At 74.7% G+C, this 15,603-nt stretch carries 3 protein-coding genes and 1 pseudogene; all 4 read left to right on the plus strand.

Going from position 1 to position 15,603, the window contains the following annotated elements; all coding sequences use genetic code 11:
- Positions 1-24 precede the first annotated feature (24 nt).
- The 4 genes and pseudogenes from AC4IHM_RS02635 to ccrA all read left to right on the plus strand — a co-directional run bounded on the left by AC4IHM_RS02635 (position 25) and on the right by ccrA (position 15,559).
- Positions 25-8,637: a type I polyketide synthase gene (locus AC4IHM_RS02635; protein ID WP_490865459.1), complete on the plus strand. Its 8,613-nt coding sequence runs from the start codon at positions 25-27 to the stop codon at positions 8,635-8,637.
- Between the two features lie 107 nt (positions 8,638-8,744).
- Positions 8,745-11,858 (plus strand): annotated as a pseudogene (locus tag AC4IHM_RS02640) (type I polyketide synthase); the annotation flags it as partial.
- Positions 11,855-14,197 (plus strand): type I polyketide synthase, encoded by a 2,343-nt coding sequence (locus AC4IHM_RS02645; protein ID WP_490865460.1) that lies wholly within the window; start codon positions 11,855-11,857, stop codon positions 14,195-14,197. The pseudogene AC4IHM_RS02640 and the gene AC4IHM_RS02645, both read left to right, overlap by 4 nt.
- A gap of 6 nt (positions 14,198-14,203) precedes the next feature.
- On the plus strand, positions 14,204-15,559 hold the full coding sequence (gene ccrA, locus AC4IHM_RS02650) for a crotonyl-CoA carboxylase/reductase (RefSeq protein ID WP_490865461.1): 1,356 nt from the start codon (positions 14,204-14,206) through the stop codon (positions 15,557-15,559).
- Positions 15,560-15,603 lie beyond the last annotated feature (44 nt).

Genomic DNA, 15,603 nt, shown 5'->3' on the forward strand with positions numbered 1-15,603 from the left:
CAGGCAGCACAGGAGATGCGTGCAGTGACGAGCAGCGACAGCGCCGCCGGCTCCCCGGCGGCCGGCGGCGACAAGGTCGTCGAGACCCTCAAGTGGATGGCGAACGAACTCGACGCCACCAGACGGCGGATGGCGCGACTGGAGGCCGAGCGGTCGGAGCCGGTCGCGATCGTCGGCATGGGCTGCCGCTTCCCCGGGGACGTGGCCTCCCCCGGCGATCTGTGGCGGCTGCTCGCCGAGGGCGGGGACGCCATCGGGCCGCTGCCCGCCGACCGCGGCTGGCACCTGGAGACCCTGTACGACGCCGACCAGGCCGCGCCCGGCACGGCGTACGTCCGCGAGGGCGGATTCCTCGCCACGGCGGGCGACTTCGACGCGGGCTTCTTCGAGATCTCGCCGCGCGAGGCCCTCGCCATGGACCCGCAGCAACGGCTGCTGCTCGAAGTCGCCTGGGAGACGCTGGAGGACGCGGCGCTCGATCCGGCGGCGCTGCGCGGCAGCGGCACCGGCGTGTATGTGGGCACCAACGGCCAGGACTACGTCCCGCCCATGATGGACGGGGTCGCCGACCTCGGCGGCTACCTCGGCACCGGCTCCACGCAGAGCGTGCTCTCCGGACGGCTCGCCTACACGCTGGGGCTGGAGGGTCCCGCGGTCACCGTGGACACCGCGTGCTCGGCGTCCCTGGTGGCGCTGCACCAGGCGGTACGGGCACTGCGCGGCGGCGAGTGCGACCTCGCGCTCGCGGGCGGCGCCACGGTGATGTCGACCCCGTGGACGCTGGTGGAGTTCTCCCGGCAGCGGGGCCTCGCGCCGGACGGCCGCTGCAAGACGTTCTCGGAGCGGGCCGACGGCACCGCCGTGTCGGAGGGCGTGGGCCTGCTGCTCCTGGAGCGGCTGTCGGACGCACGGCGCAACGGCCACCGGGTGCTGGCGGTGGTGCGCGGCTCGGCCGTCAACCAGGACGGCGCCTCCAACGGCCTGACCGCCCCCAGCGGCACCGCCCAGCGGCGGGTGATCCGGGCGGCGCTCAAGGACGCGGGCCTGGCCCCGGCCGACGTGGACGCCGTCGAGGCGCACGGCACCGGAACCCGGCTCGGCGACCCCATCGAGGTGGACGCGCTGCTGGCCACCTACGGCCGGGACCGTGACGCGCAGCGGCCGCTGTGGCTCGGCTCGGTCAAGTCCAACCTGGGCCACACCCAGGCCGCCGCCGGGGTCGCAGGCGTCATCAAGTCCGTACTCGCCCTGCGGCACGGCATGCTCCCCCGCACCCTGCACGCGGATCCGCCCACCGCCCACGTCGACTGGAGCAGCGCCGGCGTACGGCTGCTGCACGAGGAGCGGCAGTGGCCGCGCACGGACCGGCCGCGCCGGGCGGCGGTGTCGTCCTTCGGGATCAGCGGGACCAACGCGCACGTGGTGCTTGAGGAGGCCGGCCCGGCCGACCGGGAATCCGCGACCGGCACGAACGGCGCGCACCTCGCCGAGAGCAGCGTCCCCGCCGCCCTGCCCTGGCTGCTGTCCGCCCGCACCCCGGCCGCCCTGCGCGGCCAGGCGGCCCGGCTCGCCGCGCACGTGCGGGCGCACCCCGGGCTGCGCCCGCCGGACCTGGCGTGGTCGACGGCCACCACCCGGGCCCGGCTGCGGCACCGCGCCGTGGTCGTCGCGGCGGACGGCGAGGAACTGCTCGCCGGCCTCGGCGCCCTCGCCGACGGCACACCGGGCGCGGGCGTCGTACGCGGCGAGGCGGGCGAACGGCCCTCGCCGACGCTGCTGTTCACCGGCCAGGGCGCGCAGTACGCGGGTATGGCGGGGGAACTGTCCGCCGCTTTCCCCGTGTTCGCCGCGGCCCTGGACGAGGTGTGCGGGTACCTCGACCCGCTGCTCGAACGCCCGCTGCGCCCCGTCCTGTCGGGGGACCCGGCGGCCCTTGACCGTACGGCGTTCACGCAGCCCGCCCTGTTCGCCGTCGAGACCGCGCTGTTCCGGCTTGTGGAGTCCTGGGGCGTCGTACCGGAGCGGCTGATCGGGCACTCCGTCGGCGAGTTGACCGCCGCGCACGTGGCCGGGGTGCTGTCCCTGGCCGACGCGTGCGCGCTGGTCGCCGCGCGCGGCCGGGTCATGGACCGGCTGCCCGTGGGCGGGGTGATGATCTCGGTGCGGGCGAGCGAGGCCGAGGTGTCCGGGCTGCTCACGCCCGGGGCCGGCATCGCCGCCGTCAACGGTCCGCGGTCCGTCGTCCTGTCGGGCGAGGCGGAGGCGACCGGCGCGGTGGCCCGTGCGCTCGCCGAGCGCGGACACAAGACCCGCCGTCTCACGGTCAGTCACGCCTTCCACTCGGCGCTGATGGAACCGGCCATGGCGGAGTTCCGCGAGGTCGCCGCCCGCGCGGCCTACCACGAACCGCGCATCCCGCTGGTCTCCGCGCTCACCGGCGACCTCGTCGGGCCCGGCGAGGTCACCGACCCCGAGTACTGGGTGCGGCACCTGCGCGAACCGGTCCGCTTCCTCGACGCGGTGCGCACCGCCGAGGCCGACGGCGCGCGGGTCTTCCTTGAGCTGGGCCCCGACGGAGTGCTCACGTCGATGGCGGCGGACTGCCTGGCCGACCGCGCGGCGTCCGTCCTCGCCCCGACCCTGCGCGAGGGCCGTCCCGAGGTGCGGTCCCTGCTCACCGGGCTCGGTCAGGCGTACGCGGCCGGCGTGGACGTCGACTGGAGCGCGGTCTTCGCCGGGACGGGCGCGGTGCGCGCGCCGTTGCCGACGTACGCCTTCGAGCACCAGCGGTACTGGATCACGGCGGGGCGCGCCTTCGACGGCGCCGCCTCCCCCGCCGAGCCGGTCGCCCCCTCGGCGGCCCCGGCCGCCCGCCGGGCGCCGGCACAGACGCTGGAACTGGTCCGCTCCGCCACCGCCGCCGTCCTCGGGCACACCTCGACGGAGGCCGTGGCGGCCGACCGCCCCTTCTCCGAACTGGGCGTGACCTCCGTGGGCGCCGCCGAGCTGAGCGCCGAACTGCGCGCGGCGACGGAGTTGTCGGTGCCCGCGTCGGCCGTCTTCGACCATCCCACCCCGCAGGCGCTCGCCGACCATCTGGACCGGGAGCGCCGGGGTGAGACCGCGCAGGCGAGCGGCCCGGGTCCGGCCCGGCGCGGCGCGCCCGACGAGCCGGTGGCGATCATCGGCATGGGCTGCCGCTTCCCCGGCGCGGTGGCGAGCCCCGAAGACCTGTGGCAGGTGGTGGCCGACGAACGCGACGTACTCGGTCCCTTCCCTGACAACCGGGGCTGGGACCTGGAGGAGTTGTTCAGTCCGGACGGCGACCGGGGCACGTCGACGGAGGCTCGGGAGAGCGGGTTCCTGTACGACGCGGGCGAGTTCGACCCGGCGTTCTTCGGGATCTCGCCGCGCGAGGCGCTGGCCATGGACCCGCAGCACCGGCTGCTCCTCGAAACGGCGTGGGAGGCGATGGAACGGGCCGGGGTGGACCCGGGCACGCTGCGCGGCAGCCGCACCGGCGTCTTCGCGGGCCTGGTCGGCCACGACTATCTGCCGGGGCCCGACCGGATGCCGGACGACCTGGTGCCGTACTTCGCGACCGGTATCGGCGGGTCCATCGCCACCGGGCGCGTCTCCTACACCTTCGGCTTCGAGGGCCCGGCGGTCACCGTGGACACGGCGTGCTCGTCGGCGCTGGTCGCGCTGCACCAGGCGGTACGGGCACTGCGCGCCGGCGAGTGCGATCTCGCGCTGGCCGGGGCCGCGACGGTGATGGCCTCGCCGGGCGCGTTCGTGGGGTTCTCGGGGCAAGGGCTGATGGCGCCGGACGCGCGCAGCAAGTCCTTCGCGGAGGCGGCCGACGGCACCATGTGGTCGGAGGGCGTGGGCATGCTGCTGGTGGAGCGGCTGTCGGACGCGGTGCGCGGCGGGCACCGGGTGCTGGCCGTCGTCCGCGGCACCGCGATCAACCAGGACGGCGCCTCCAACGGCCTGACCGCGCCCAACGGCATCGCACAGCAGCGCGTCATCCGCGAGGCGCTCGCCGACGCCGGGCTCACCCCGGCCGACGTGGACGCCGTCGAGGCGCACGGCACCGGAACCCGGCTCGGCGACCCCATCGAGGCGCACGCCCTGATGGCGACGTACGGCCGGGACCGGGACGCGGAACAACCGCTGCGGCTCGGCTCGATCAAGTCGAACATCGGGCACACCCAGGGCGCCGCGGGCGTCGCCGGGGTCATCAAGACGGTGATGGCGCTGCGCCACGGGCTGCTGCCGCGGTCGCTGCACGTGGACGAGCCCTCGACGCGGATCGACTGGTCGCGGGGCGCGGTGCGGCTGCTGACCGAGGCCGAGGTGTGGCCCGCGGTGGACCGGCCGCGCCGGGCGGGCGTGTCGGCGTTCGGCGCGAGCGGCACCAACGCGCATGTGATCCTCGAACAGGCCCCGCCCGCACCCGTGGTGGACGAACCGCGACGGCCGCTGCCGGTCACCCCGCTGGTGCTGTCCGGGCACACGCCCGCGGCGCTGCGCGGCCAGGCGGCCCGGCTGGCCGAACTGCTGGAGCGCGCCAACGCCCCGGAGCCGGCCGATGTCGCCTGGTCGCTCGCGACCACGCGTACGGCACTGGCCCACCGCGCGGTGGTGCTCTCCCGCGGCCCGGACGACGCGCTCGCCGGACTGCGGGCGCTGGCGGCGGGCGAGGAGGCGCCGCAGGTGGCCATCGGGCGGCCCACCGGGTCGGAGGCCGTCTTCGTCTTCCCCGGGCAGGGCTCGCAGTGGGTGGGCATGGCGTCGCGACTCCTCGAACGCTCCGAGGTGTTCAGGGACACCTTCGCCGACTGCGAGCGGGCCTTCGCCGACCTGATCGGCTGGTCGGTGACCGGCGCGATGGCCGGCGCTCCGGACGCGCCGTCGCTCGACCGCCTCGACGTGGTGCAGCCGGTGCTGTTCTCCGTGATGGTCTCCCTCGCCCGCACCTGGCAGGCGGCCGGGGTGCGCCCGGCGGCCGTCGTGGGCCACTCGCAGGGCGAGATCGCCGCCGCGCACGTGGCGGGCGCGCTGTCGCTGGCGGACGCGGCCCGGGTGGTGGCGCTGCGCAGCCGGCTGATCGTGGACGTGGTGGGCCTGGGCGCGATGGCCGGGGTGTCCAAGTCCCGCGAGTGGGTGGCCGAGCGGCTGCGGCCGTGGGAGAAGGAGCTGAGCGTCGGCGTGATCAACGGGCCGGAGTCGGTGGTGGTCACCGGCGACGTGACGGCCCTGGAGGAGTTCCTCGCGGTGGCCGAGGCGGAGGGCGCGCAGGTGCGCCGGGTGCGCGGCGCGGTGGCGCCGGGCCACGCCCCGCAGATGGAGCGGCTGCGTGAACAACTTCTCGACTCTCTGGCCGAGTTGGTTCCCCACGAGGGCACGGTCCCGCTGTGCTCGACCGTCACGGGTGAACTGCTGGACACCACGACGATGTCCGCCGGGTACTGGTACCGCAACGCGCGCGAACCCGTGCAGTTCGAGGCGGCCGTACGGCATCTGCTGGACCGGGGGCACCGGGTGTTCCTGGAGATGAGCCCGCACCCGCTGCTGCTCGGCGGGGTCGCCGACATCGCCGCGTCGCAGGACGTGCGGGTGGCCGCCCTCGGCACCCTGCGCCGCGACGACGGCGGCCCGGAACGCACCGCGCGGGCCCTCGCGGACGCGTGGGCGCACGGGGTGGACGTGGACTGGGCGGCGGCCGTGTTCGACGGGGTCGGCGCGCGCCGCGTGGATCTGCCGACGTACGCCTTCCAGCGGGAGAACTACTGGCTGCGGCCGGTCAACGGGCCGGTGGGCGCGGGAGTGCGCGGCACCGGGCACCCGCTGGCCGACGCCGGCGTCGAACTCGCCGACGGAGGCGTGGTCCTGACCGGCCGGCTGGTGCGCCGCTCGCTGCCCTGGCTGGACGACCACGCGGTGGCCGGGGTGGCGCTCCTGCCGGGCGCGGCCTTCGTGGAACTGGCCGTGTGCGCGGGCGACTTGGCGGGCTGCGGGACCGTGGAGGACCTGGCCCTCCAGCAACCACTGGTCGTCCCGGCGAGCGGCGCCGCAGTGGTGCAGGTGACGGTCGACGCGCCGGACGGTGCGGGGCGGCGCGCGGTACGCGTCCACGCACGCCCCGACGCCGCCGAGGAGTCCCCCTGGACCCAGCACGCCGAAGGGTTCCTGGCCCCGGCCGGATCCGACCCCGAGCCCCTCACCGACTGGCCGCCGCGCGACGCCGAACCCCTGCCGGCCGACGACGCCTACGAGCGCATCGCCGCCGCCGGCATCGAGTACGGTCCCGCCTTCCGCGGCCTGACCGCCGCCTGGCGGCACGGCGACGAACTGTTCGCCGAGGTACGGCTCCCCCGGCCGGAGGCGAAGGACGCCCCGCAGTACGGCATCCACCCCGCCCTCCTGGACGCCGCCCTGCACGTCGTCGTCCTGAACAGCCTGCACGGCCAGGAGAACAGCGGGCAGCTCGCCTTCAGTTGGAGCGGCGTCACACTGCACGCCCAGGGCGCCGCCGAGCTGCGGGTCCGGGTGGTACGGCTCGGCGAGGGCTCCTTCGCCTTCCACCTGTACGACGGTGCCGGGCAGCCGGTGCTCACCGCCGAATCCGTCGCCGTACGCCCGATGGCCGCCGCCGAACTGACGGCGCCGCCCACCGGTGCGGACGACGCGCTGTTCCGGCTGGACTGGACGCCCCTGCCGCCCGCCGAGGCCGGCGCCGTCCGCTGGGCGGTACTGGGCGAGCGGTGCGCGGCGGTGTGGCCCGCCGAGGTGGACGCCCGCCACCACTACCCCGACCTGACCGCGCTGGCCGCCGCCGTGGACGCGGGCGCTCCCGTGCCGGACGCGGTGGTGGTGGCGGGTGCGGGCGGTGCACCGGGGGATCGTCGGGTGCTGCTGGACGCGCTCGCACTCTGCCGGGCGTGGACGGAGGACGAGCGCTGGGCCCAGGCACGGCTGGTGTTCCTGACCCGGCGGGCGGTCACGGCCGACACGCCGGACGGCCTCGCGCACGCCCCGCACGACACGCCGGGCGACCTCGCACAAGCCGTACAGGACATCGACCTCGCGCACGCTCCGCTGTGGGGCCTGGTCCGCTCGGCGCAACAGGAGCAGCCGGACCGCTTCGTGCTGCTCGACAGCGACACGGCGGCGGTCCCGCCGGTCGTGCTGACAGCGGCGCTCGGCTCGGGCGAAGCCCAACTGGCCCTCCGCGAAGGGATTCTGCGCGTTCCGCGGCTCGCGCGGGCGACCGCCGCCGTCCCGGCGGTCCACCGCCCCCTCGACCCCGAGGGCACGGTCCTGATCACCGGCGGCACCGGCACCCTCGGCGGCATCCTCGCCCGCCACCTGGTGGCCCGGCACGGTGTACGGCACCTGCTGCTGACCGGCCGCCGGGGAGCCGGCGCGCCGGATGCCGAACGGCTGCGGGCGGAGCTGACCGAAGCCGGGGCGACGGTCACGGTGACCGCCTGCGACGCGGCCGACCCCGAGGCGCTGGCCCGGCTGCTGGCCGCGATCCCCGGACCGCATCCGCTCACCGGCGTGTTCCACCTGGCCGGTGTCCTCGCCGACGGCGCACTCGGCTCGCTCACCGAGGAGCACCTCGACACCGTGCTCCGGGCGAAGGCCGACGCGGCCTGGCACCTGCACCGGCTAACCCGGGACGCCGACCTGGCCGCGTTCGTCGTGTACTCCTCGATGGCCGGCACCTTCGGCGGCGCGGGCCAGGCCAACTACGGTGCGGCGAACGCGTTCCTCGACGCCCTGGCCCGGCACCGGCGGGCCGCGGGCCTGCCGGGACTCTCCGTCTCCTGGGGTCTGTGGCAGGACCGCTCGGAGATGGGCGCCGGGCTCTCCGAACAGGACCTGGCCCGCCGGATGGCCCGCTCCGGCACCCGCGCCCTGACCGCCGAGCACGGCATGGCGCTGCTCGACACGGCCCTCGGCGCCACCGACGCCCATCTGATCGCCGCCCGCTTCGACTTTCCCACGCTGAGGGCCCAGGCGGGCGACGGAACGCTCCCCGCGCTGCTGCGCGGCCTGGTACGGGCGGGGCGGCGCCGGGCGGGGGCCGCCGACCGGACGGGCCTGCGCGACCGGCTCGCCGCGCTCGGCCCCGCCGAACGCGCCGCCGCCCTCCTGAGCGCCGTCCGCACCACCGTCGCCGTCGTCCTCGGGCACGGCTCCGCCGAACAGGTCGACGACACCCGCGCCTTCCGCGAACTGGGCCTGGACTCACTGACCGCGGTGGATCTGCGCAACCGGCTCTCCGCCCTCAGCGGCGTGAAACTCCCGGCCACACTCGCCTTCGACCACCCCACCCCGCGCGCCATCGCCGCCGTCCTCGACGAGAAGCTGTTCGGTACCCCGGTCGAGGCGGTCCCGCCGGTCCTCACCGATCTGGACCGCCTGGAACTGGCCCTGCTCGGCGCCGACACGGCCGATCCGGCCCTGCGGGCCAAGATCACCATGCGGCTGCACTCCCTCGTGACCCGGTGGAGCGAGGCCGACGCGCCCCCGGCGGCGGCCGACCCCGCGGACAACCTCGGTCTGAAGGACGCATCGGTCGATCAACTCCTGGACTTCATCGACGACATGGGAAGCTTCTGAGCCCCCACCGGAGTCGGCCCGGACGGCTTCCGAGCCGCCGGAGCCTTCGGCAGAAAGGGACGCGTTCCGTGGAAGACACGCGGATCATCGAGTACTTGAAACGAGTGACGGCCGATCTGCACCGTGCCCGCACCCGGCTCCTGGAGCTGGAGTCGGGACGGCAGGAACCCGTCGCCATCGTCTCCGCGGCCTGCCGCTTCCCCGGCGGCATCGACTCGCCCGAGGACCTGTGGCGGGCGGTCGTGGAGGAGCGCGACCTGATCTCGGCCATGCCCGCCGACCGGGGCTGGGACATCGACGAGCTGTACGATCCCGACCCGGACGCCGTCGGCCACATGTACGTCAAGGAAGGCGGCTTCCTGGAGGACGCGGCCGGTTTCGACGCCGCCCTCTTCGGCATCCCGCCCCGCGAGGCACTGTCGATGGACCCGCAGCAGCGACTGCTCCTGGAGACGACCTGGGAGACGTTCGAGCGCGCTGGCCTCGACCCGCGCGGCCTCGCCGGCTCCCGCACCGGCGTCTACATCGGCATCCTCTCCCACGACCACGGCGCCCGGCTCACCCCGGCGCCCGAGGGTTTCGAGGGCATGATCGGCGCCGGCACCGCGGGCAGCATCGCCTCCGGCCGGCTGTCGTACGTCTTCGGCCTGGAAGGCCCGGCCCTGACCATCGACACCGCGTGCTCCTCGTCGCTGGTCGCCCTGCACCTGGCCGTCCAGGCACTGCGCGCCGGTGAGTGCGACCTGGCCGTGGCGGGCGGCGCCACCGTCATGTCGACGGTCGAGTCCTTCGTCGAGTTCTCGCGTCAGCGGGGCCTGGCTCCGGACGCCCGGATCAAGGCGTTCGACGACGCGGCGGACGGCTCCTCCTGGAGCGAGGGTGTGGGCACGCTGCTGGTGGAGCGGCTCTCCGACGCCCGCCGCAACGGCCACCCGGTCCTCGCCGTCGTCCGCGGCACCGCCGTCAACCAGGACGGCGCCTCCAACGGCCTCACCGCACCCAACGGCCGCTCCCAGGCCCGCCTGATCCGCACAGCACTCGACAACGCCCGTCTCGACCCCGCCGACGTGGACGCCGTCGAAGCGCACGGCACCGGTACCCGGCTCGGCGACCCCATCGAAGCGCAGGCCCTCCTCGCCACCTACGGCCAGAACCGCACCACCCCCCTGCGCCTCGGCTCGGTGAAGACCAACATCGGCCACACCCAGGCCGCCGCGGGCGTCGCGGGCATCCTCAAGACGATCTGGGCCATGCGCGAGGGCCTGCTCCCCCGCAGCCTCCACCTCAGCAGCCCCACCACGCAGGTCGACTGGAGCGAGGGCGCCGTCCGCGTCCTCGACCGCGCCCTGCCCTGGCCGAAGACCGACCGGCCCCGCCGCGCGGGGGTGTCGGCCTTCGGCATCAGCGGCACGAACGCGCACATCATCCTGGAACAGCCCGAGGAAACCGAAGAGCCGGAAGAACCCGGGCGGCCCGCCGGATCGACACCGCCGGGGTTGCCCCTGCTCATCTCCGCGGCGAGCCCGGAAGCGCTGAGCGACGCCGGGCGTCGACTGGCCGACCATCTCGAACGGTTCCCCGAACTCCCCCTCCCCGAGGTCGCCCACGCCCTGGCCACCACCCGCGCCCTGCTCCCCCACCGCGCAGCCATCCTCACCCACGACCACACCACCGCGCTCACCGGCCTGCGCGCCCTCGCCCACAACCACCCCACCCCACACCTCATCACCGGACACGCCACCACCAGCCCCGGCCCCGTCTTCGTCTTTCCCGGCCAGGGCTCGCAATGGGCCGCCATGGCCCACGCCCTCTACGCCGAGAGCCCGGTCTTCCAACGCTCCCTGGACGCCTGCGCCGACGCACTCGACCCCCTCACCGGCTGGCCCCTCATCACCACCCTCACCAGCGACGACAACACCTGGCTCCAACACGTCGACAAAGTCCAGCCCGCACTCTTCGCCGTCATGACCAGCCTCGCCCACATGTGGACCCACGCCGGCATCCAGCCCGCCGCCGTCATCGGCCACTCCCAAGGCGAAATCACCGCCGCCCACATCGCCGGCATCCTCACCCTCCACGACGCCGCCCACATCATCACCACCCGCTCCACCGCCATGCGCCACCTCTCCGGCCACGGCACCATGGCCACCATCAACGCCCCCGCCCACCACATCGAACCATGGCTCCACGGCCACGACGCCACCATCGCCGCCCACAACTCCCCCACCACCACCGTCATCACCGGCACCCCACAAGCACTGGACGAACTCACCGCCATAGGGGAAGCCGACGGCCTGCGCATACGCCGCATCAACGTCGACTACGCCTCCCACTCACCCCAACTCGACACATACCAAGACCAGATCACCACCGCCCTCGCCGGCATAGAACCACAACCCGCCCGCATCCCCATGATCTCCACCGTCACCGGACTGCCCGTCCACGGCCCCGAACTCGACCCCACCTACTGGTACACCAACCTCCGCCAACCCGTCCTCTTCCACCAAGCCCTCACCCACCTCATCGAAACAGGCCACCACACCACCATCGAAATCAGCCCCCACCCCGTCCTCACCCCCGCCATCAACGAAAGCCCCATCACCACCACCCTCCACACCCTCCGCCGCGACCACGCCACCCCCACCGACTTCACCACCGCCCTCGCCCACGCCCACGTCACCGGCACCACCCCCACCTGGACCACCCAACTCCCCACCCGTACCACCCCACTCCCCACCTACCCCTTCCAACACCAGCGCTACTGGCTGGAGACGGGCTCCGCTCCCGCTCGCGTCTCCGTCGGCGCGGCTCCGGTCACGGACCCGGCCCCGCAGGCTCGGGACCGCTTCTCCGGGCTCTCTCGGGATGATCTGCTCGACGAGTTGCTGGCCCTCGTCCGTGTGCATGCCGCCGTGGCGCTCGGGCACGACTCGCCGGAGCCCATCGGGCCCGAACGCACCTTCCAGGAGCTGGGGTTCGAGTCGCTGACGGCGGTCAACCTGCGTCGGCGGCTTGTCGCGGAGACCGGGATCGAACTGCCGGTGAGCGTGGCCTTCGACCATCCGACGCCCGTCCTGCTGGCGCAGCACCTCGCCGGCCTGCTCGCGGCGGACGAGGCGGCGTCGGCGGAGGCGGCCGAGGGCGGCGCGGAGCTGGCGGACGCGACGGACGACGAACTGTTCGCGCTGATCGACGCCGACGGCTCGGAGGGGGCGCGATGAGCGACGAGGCCAGACTGCGGGAGTACCTGCGCAAGGCCACCGCCGCGCTCCAGGAGGAGCGGCGGAGGGTGGGGGAACTCTCCGACCGGCTCGCCGAGGCGGAGCGGTCGCGCGGGGACGACCCGGTGGCGGTGATCGGTATGGGCTGCCGCTGGCCCGGGGGCATCGACACCCCGGACGAGCTGTGGCGGGCCCTGGTGGAGGAGCGGGACTGTCTGTCCCCGTTCCCCGCCGACCGGGGCTGGGACGTGGCCGGGCTGTACGACCCGGAGCCGGGGATCCCGGGCCGGTGCAGTGTGCGGGAGGGCGGCTTCCTCGCGGGCGCGGGGGCTTTCGACGCCGAGTTCTTCGGTTACACGCCCGAGGAGGCCGCCGGGACCGACCCGCAGCAGCGGGTGCTCCTGGAGACGGCGTGGGAGGCCGTCGAGAACGCCGGGATCGATCCGTCGACGCTCGCCGGTTCGCCGACGGGCGTCTTCGTGGGGCTGACCCCGCAGGGGTACGCGGGGACGGGCGGCGGGCGGGAGCGGCCCGAGGAGGGCACCGACCATCTGGCCGTGGGCACCCTGCCGAGCGCCGCGTCCGGTCGTATCGCCTATGTCCTGGGCCTGCACGGTCCCGCGCTGACCGTCGACACCGCCTGTTCCTCCTCGCTGTCCGCGCTGCACCTGGCCCGCCGCTCACTGCTGTCGGGCGAGTGCTCGCTCGCGCTGGCGGCGGGCGTCACCGTGATGGCCGTACCCGATGTGTTCCTGGAGCACAGCAGGTTCAGCGCGCTGGCGCGGGACGGGCGTACGAAGCCGTTCTCGGCGGAGGCCGACGGCGGCAACTGGGCCGAGGGTGCGGGTGTGCTGCTGCTGGAGCGGCAGTCGGACGCCGAGCGGCACGGGCATCCCGTCCTCGCGCTGGTGCGCGGCTCCGCGGTGGGCCAGAACGGCACCAGCAACGGGCTGGCGGTGCCCAACGGCCCGGGGCAGCGGCGGGTGATGAAGCGCGCGCTTGCGGACGCCGGGCTGTCGGGCGCGGATGTCGACTATGTGGAGGCGCACGGGACGGGCACGCCGTTGGGTGACTCGATGGAGGCGGAGGCGATGCTCGCGGTCTACGGCCGGGAGCGGCGCCCCGAGCAGCCGCTGCTGTTCGGCTCGGTCAAGTCCAACATGGGGCATCCGCAGTCGGCGGCCGGGATGGCCGGCGTCATGAAGGCGGTGCTCGCGCTCGGGCACGGCGCCGTGCCCGCGACGCCGAACTGCGTGCCGCCGCTGGAGACGGTGGAGCGGTCCGCCGGGGTGCTGCGGCCGGTGCCGGCCTGCGTGCCGTGGCCGGGGTCGGGCCGGCCCGAGCGGGCCGCCGTGACGGCCCTCGGCGCGGGCGGCACCAACGGGCACGTGATCCTTGAGCGGCCCCCGCACCCGCCGTGGGAGCGGTCCGCGCCCACCCGGTACGTACGGCCGCTGCCGTGGCTGCTGTCCGCGAAGGACCCGGCCGCGCTGCGCAGGCAGGCCCGCAAGCTGCTCGATCACCTCGACGCGCACCCGGGGCGGTGGTCCGACGCGGAGATCGCGTACTCGCTGGCCGTGACGCGGAGCGCGTTCGCGCACCGGGCCGCCGTGGTCGGCGGAGACCGGGGGCAGTGTCTGGCGGGGTTGCGGGCGCTGGCCGACGGGGAGCCGTCGCCGTGGGTGAGGTCGGGGCTCGCGCGCACCGGCCGTACCGTGCTGGTCTGCGCGGATCCCTGCGCCTCCGGTCCGCCCTGCCACGGCCGGCTGCCCTGGGAGTGGACCCCCTTCCGGGACGCCGTCGCCGATCTCGACGAGGCGCTGGTGCCGTACGCGGGCGGGCGGTCGCTGGCGGAGCTGCTCGGTCCGGCGAACGGACGGGTCACGGGGGAGGACGCGGCGCTGGCCGGGTTCGCGGTGGTCGTGGCGCACGCCTGGCTGTGGCAGGCGTGCGGGGTCCGGCCCATGACAGTGGTGGGCGAGGGCCGGGCCGGGCGCTGGGCCGCCGCCCATCTGCGCGGCGAACGCACCCTGGAGGCGGCGCTCGCCGGGCTCACGGACGGCGACGAGCCGCCGCCCGGCCGCGCCGCGGCGGGAGCGGGTTCGGCGGTGATCGAGTTGCCGGTAGCGCCCGGTGCCGAGTCGCCCTCCTTCGCCCGTCAGTTGAGTGCGGCCTTCGTCTCCGGTGTCCGGCTGGACCGGGAGGCGGTCTTCGCCGGACCCGACGTGGGGCCCGTCCCGCTGCCGACCTACGCGTTCGCCGGAGCGCACCACTGGTGGCTCCCGCCGGCTCCGCCCTCCTCGTCCCTCTCGCCCTCTCCCGCTTCCGAACAGAGGTGAAGCACCGTGTCGTTGACCGACGCCGTACTGGCCGAGGCCGCCCCCGACGACCTGGCACGCGCCGCGCTGCCCTCGCGGTTCACCGCCGCGCATCTGCGCGTCGAGGACGAGGGGGTGTTCGGTGCCGCCGAGGACAAGGACGTACGCCGCACGCTGCGGGTGGGTGAGGTCCCGATGCCCGAACTCGCCCCGGACGAGGTGCTGATCGCCGTGATGGCCAGCTCCGTCAACTACAACACCGTCTGGTCGGCGAAGTTCGAGCCGCTGTCCACCTTCCGCTTTCTGCGCTCCTACGCCAGGCAGGGTGGCTGGGCGGCCCGGCACGACCAGCCCTTCCACGTCCTCGGTTCGGACGCGGCGGGTGTCGTCGTGCGGGTCGGTTCCGGGGTGCGGCGCCGGCGGATCGGCGACCACGTGCTGGTGAACGCGGCCCGGGTGGACGACCAGGAGGCGGCCAACCAGGCGGACGGCATGCTGGGCGAGCACCAGTTGGCCTGGGGCTACGAGACGAACTTCGGCGGGCTCGCCCACTACGCGGTGGCGCGGGCCAGTCAGCTCATCCCGAAGCCGCCGCACCTGACGTGGGAGGAGGCCGCGACGGTCCCGGCGTGCGCGGGCACCGCGTACCGCATGCTGGTCGGTGACCGCGGGGCGCGGATGAAGCAGGGCGATGTCGTGCTGATCTGGGGCGCGTCCGGCGGGCTCGGCGCGTACGCGGTCCAACTCGTCCGCAACGGCGGCGGGATCGCGGTGGGCGTGGTCGGCTCGCAGGAGAAGGTCGCCGCCGCCCGGAAGCTGGGTTGTCATGTGGTCGTGAACCGGCAGGAGATCGGGATCGGCGACGACGCGGGCGACGACCCCGAGTCGACGCTCCGGGCCGGCCGACGGCTCGGCCGGATCGTCCGGGAGGCTACGGGCACGGACCCCGACATCGTCTTCGAGCACGTGGGCCGGTCGACGTTCGGCATCTCGGTGTTCGTGGCCAGGCGCGGCGGCACGGTCGTCACCTGCGGGTCGAGCACGGGGTACGTCCACCAGTTCGACAACCGCTATCTGTGGATGCGGCTCAAGCGGATCATCGGGAGCCATGTCGCCAATCTCCAGGAACAGGTCGAGTGCGCCCGGCTGTTCACGCTCGGCGGTCTCGCACCCGCGCTGTCCTCCCTGTTCCCGCTGGCGGAGGTCGGCGAGGCGACCCGGCTGGTGCAGCTCAACCGGCACGTCGGCAAGGTCGGCGTGCTCTGCCTCGCCCCCACCCCCGGCCTCGGTGTCACCGCGCCCGAACTGCGCGCCCGCATCGGCGAGCAGGCCCTCAACCCGCTGCGGGAGTTCGCGGCCCACCCGACCACCGCGGTCCTCTGACCCCCTTCTTGTGTCCACCATGCGCGGCTGTTCACCCTGCGCGA

It is taken from the genome of Streptomyces sp. SL06 (assembly GCF_058244745.1).